This window comes from Brevundimonas sp. (assembly GCF_013823285.1).
GTDB lineage: Bacteria > Pseudomonadota > Alphaproteobacteria > Caulobacterales > Caulobacteraceae > Brevundimonas.
Genome location: NZ_PNLV01000160.1, coordinates 1 through 3,703 on the forward strand (window position 1 = coordinate 1; position 3,703 = coordinate 3,703).

At 69.3% G+C, this 3,703-nt stretch carries 6 protein-coding genes; 3 read left to right on the forward strand and 3 right to left on the reverse strand.

The window, feature by feature from the left end; all coding sequences use genetic code 11:
• The coding region (locus tag C0461_RS13805; RefSeq protein WP_292107814.1) for a radical SAM protein at positions 1–564 on the reverse strand (564 nt) is incomplete at its 3' end.
• A complete protein-coding gene (gene rdgB, locus C0461_RS13810; RefSeq protein ID WP_292107816.1) occupies positions 557–1,159 on the reverse strand; it encodes an RdgB/HAM1 family non-canonical purine NTP pyrophosphatase in 603 nt (200 codons plus the stop codon). The genes rdgB and C0461_RS13805, both read right to left, overlap by 8 nt.
• 546 nt (positions 1,160–1,705) lie before the next feature.
• Between rdgB and C0461_RS13815 the strand changes: the two genes are divergently transcribed.
• The 3 genes from C0461_RS13815 to C0461_RS13825 are packed head-to-tail and all read left to right on the forward strand — an operon-like array spanning position 1,706 to position 3,027.
• Positions 1,706–2,203, forward strand: a complete 498-nt coding sequence (locus tag C0461_RS13815) for a DUF2975 domain-containing protein (RefSeq protein WP_363378697.1) — start codon at positions 1,706–1,708, stop codon at positions 2,201–2,203.
• A gap of 25 nt (positions 2,204–2,228) precedes the next feature.
• Positions 2,229–2,477, forward strand: a complete 249-nt coding sequence (locus C0461_RS13820) for a helix-turn-helix transcriptional regulator (protein ID WP_196839046.1) — start codon at positions 2,229–2,231, stop codon at positions 2,475–2,477.
• Positions 2,478–2,481: 4 nt separating this feature from the next.
• Positions 2,482–3,027, forward strand: a complete 546-nt coding sequence (locus C0461_RS13825) for a Smr/MutS family protein (protein ID WP_292107820.1) — start codon at positions 2,482–2,484, stop codon at positions 3,025–3,027.
• Here C0461_RS13825 and C0461_RS13830 read toward each other — a convergent pair.
• Entirely contained in the window at positions 3,011–3,586 is a 576-nt protein-coding gene (locus C0461_RS13830) for a DUF2939 domain-containing protein (protein ID WP_292107822.1), read from the reverse strand. The two genes, C0461_RS13825 and C0461_RS13830, sit on opposite strands and share 17 nt — an antisense overlap.
• Between the last annotated feature and the right edge of the window lie 117 nt (positions 3,587–3,703).

Here is a 3,703-nt window from a genome sequence, read left to right on the forward strand (position 1 = left end):
GAACCCCAGGTTCACGGCCCGGTTCAGCTCATCGGTCCAGTGGGCCACAGTCTGGCCGGGGCGGGCGTAGATCAGATCGATGGACAGCCGCGCGAAGGCCGCCCGCGCCAGTTCCAGCGCCCGCATGGCCTCGGCCGCCGAATGATTGCGCCCAAGGAACCTGAGGGCCTCGTCGTCCAGGGACTGCACCCCCAGCGAGAGGCGGTTCACCCCTGCCCGGGCCAGGGCGGCGAAGCGCGCGGCCTCAGCATCGGTGGGATTGGCCTCCAAAGTGATCTCGATCTCGCCGCCGCCCGGAAACAGGGCGCGCGCGCGTTCGATCACCCGGGCGACCTGGTCCGGCGGCATCAGCGAGGGGGTGCCGCCGCCGAAGAAGATGGAGGCCAGCCGACGCTCGCCCAGCAGGGCGGCCTGGGCCTCCATATCCGCCACAATGGCGTCGGCCAGCGCCGTCTGCTCTCCGGTCCGCCCCCGGTCGCGCACCACGTTGAAGTCGCAATAGGGACAGATGCGGGCGCAGTACGGCCAGTGGACGTAAAGGGCGACCGTGTCCGGCTCAGTCAAACAGGGCGGCCTTCAGCTTCTCGAAGGCAAGGGCGCGGTGGCTGATGGCGTCCTTTGCCGCCGGCTCCATCTCGCCGAAGGTCAGCGCGCCGCCCTCCGGGACAAAGATGGGGTCATAGCCGAAGCCCCGGTCGCCCTTCGGCGGGAAGGTCAGACGGCCGTCCACCCGCCCTTCGACCACCAGACAGGGGCCATGGGGCCAGGCCACGGCCAGGGCGGAGGTGAACCACGCACTGCGGTCGTCCGAGCCGATTTCCTCCAGCCGCTCCTCCACCTTCTTCATGGCGTGAGCGAAGTCCTTGTCCGGGCCGGCCCACCGGGCCGAGAAAATGCCGGGCGCACCGTCCAGGGCCGCGACCGAAAGACCGGAATCATCGGCGATGGCGACGAGGCCGGAGGCGTCCGCCGCCGCCCGCGCCTTGAGCACCGCATTGCCCACGAAGGTCGATTCCGTCTCGTCGGGCTCCGGCAAATTCAGTGACTTGGCCGTAATGATCTCGAAACGGCCCTCCAGAAGGGCGGCGATCTCCACCGCCTTGCCCGGATTGTGGGTCGCCGCGACGATCTTCTGTCCCTTGTCCAGCTTGGCTTTCATGTTTGACCTTACCTGCGTTTAATGCATTGCAAAAGTTTAATATCGAAAAACGATAAATCTGCTTGCCCGTTTATCGGCTAATCCGTATTGATAATCACCAAGAACGGGCCGCAACGTTCTTGCAGGTGCGAAAGATTAAGCCCCTGTAATGATGCGGCGCAACATAGCCGATCCTCACTGAAAACCGAGGGCGGCGCCTCAGGAAAGACGGAGATAGACGATGCATACGATGAACGTTTCCATGTGGATGGAAAAGGTCGGCGTGACCCTGGTCAGCGGCCTGATGATGGCGGGCCTGCCTCTGGCCGTTGTGGCCATCATCGTCCAGTCCCTGTGATCGTGGTCACGCTGAAAGAGCTTTGACGACGACCATGAAGGACGCGAAAAGCAAGACCGCGTGCGGGCTCGCCGGGCCCCGCGCGGCGCCTTCGCCCCTTCGCCCGGCCTGACAGGAACGGATCCGTCATGCCGATCCAGATTCGTCCACCGGCCTTGAGAGCCTCCGGCCTCAAGGCCCCGAGCCTCAAGGCATTGGGTCCGGGCTCCGTGTCCAGCCTGCTGAAGACCGCGCTGGACGTCGCCTATATCCTTTTGTGGCTGGTCACCGGCTTGCTGCTGCTGGTTCTGATCGCCTCCCTGTTCATTCCCCTCGACAATCTGACCGTCACCCTGGGCGACGAACGCCAGCTGCCGCTGACCCGGCCGCTGCTGCTCTTCGGCGTGGGGGCGTGGGTCGCCTATTTCGGCGGCTTCGTCCTGATCCTGCGCAATCTGCGGATGATCTTCCGCACCCTGACCGTGGGCGATCCCTTTCATCCCGAGAACGTCCGCCGGCTGCGCCAGGTGGGCGTGATCCTGGCGGTGGTGACCGGGGGAGTCTTCGTGGCCCAGATGGCCATGGCGCGCGTGGCGCCGGGCGTCCTGTCGCCGCAGGGCATCGGCGAACTGCTCACCCCCGTGTTTTCCGTGCTAGTCGTGTTCGTGCTGGCCGAGGTGTTCCGCGAGGGCGCCCGTCTGCGCCGCGAATCCGAACTGACCATCTAGTTTTCCCCGAAAGCGTATCTGTTTCATGGCCATCCGCGTCCAGCTTGACCGCATCCTGCTCGATCGGCGCATGTCGCTGACGGAGCTGGCCGATCGCGTGGGCGTGACCCTGGCCAATCTGTCGATCCTGAAGACCGGCAAGGCGCGGGCCATCCGCTTCTCGACCCTGGACGCCCTGTGCCGCGAGCTGGACTGCCAGCCGGGCGACCTGCTGGCGTGGGAGCCGGGCCCGGCCGAGACGCCCGACGAGGCCGACACCGACGACGGCGCCTGAGGCCATGGGGCGCAAGCTCACGCCCGAGGATCGCGACATCTGGGAGAAGGTGGCCCGCACCGTGTCCCCCGCCAAACCCCGCAAGGCCGAGCGCATCGCCGTAACAGCGGCCGCGACCCAGTCGGCGCTGAAGGCCCGGCCCCGCTTCGTCAAACCGCCCAAGCCCGCCCCGTCGGCGCCCCTGCCCGCCGCCAGCCAGGGCCCCGTCCGCACCGCCCACGGCGCGCCCGATCCGCTGGAGCCGCGCCGGCACCGCCGCATCGCGCGGGAGCGTGACCCCATCGAGGCGACCCTGGACCTGCACGGCTTCGGCCGGTTCGAGGCCCAGGACCAGGTCACGGCCTTCCTGACCTCCAGTCAGGCGCGGGGGCTGCGGGCGGTGCTGCTGATCACGGGCCAGGGCCGCCGCGGCGGCGGGGTCATCCGCGCCTCGATCCACGAATGGCTGCAGGGCCCCGGCCTGCGCGGCGTGGTCTCGGGCTTCGCTCCCGCCCACCGCCGCCACGGCGGCGACGGGGCGATCTATGTGACCCTCAAGCGGCGGGGCTAGCCTCGGGCGCGGCGACCGGGGTTCCCCCTTCGGGCAGGCGGATGTGGACCAGCACCCAGCGATAGGCGCCCCGGCGTTCGAAGGTGAACACGGTCTCGGAGCCGCCCTCGTCCGCCACGGCCATGCGCACCCGGTTGACGCCCCAGTAGCGGGGGGCGGGCCAGGGCGCGCCGGCCATGTCCGGCGGTGCGCCGCCGGGGCGCGACCGCTCGGCGGCGTAGCGGCCCTCGCCCGCGGTCAGACCAGCCAGGGCGGCGGGGGTCAGCCAGGCGTTCACGTCCACGGCCGGGCGCGCGGCGTCCTCCAACTGGCGGCGCACCGCCCCGATGGGATCCTCGAGGAAGGCCGGCGGCGGGGCCTGGGCCTCGGGCCGGTCGTCCAGCTGGGGCCGCAGGGACTGGCGCACCGCCCCGAAGTCCACCAGCTCGCCGAGGCTGCCCGCGTCCCCCGACTGGGCGGCCGAGCGCAGGGCGAAGAAGGCCACGCCGGGCGCGGCGAAGAAACCGATGATCGCCGCGGCGATCGCCAGCAGGAACAGGTTGAACAGGGCGCGTTTCATGAACCCAGCATGCCCCAGCCGGCCGACGGGGCAAAGACCGGGCCCGTCAGGGGCGAATCCCGCCTCACGCCCGTTTGGCCACGACCACGGCCCTGTCCAGGGCCTGGAGGAAGGCGG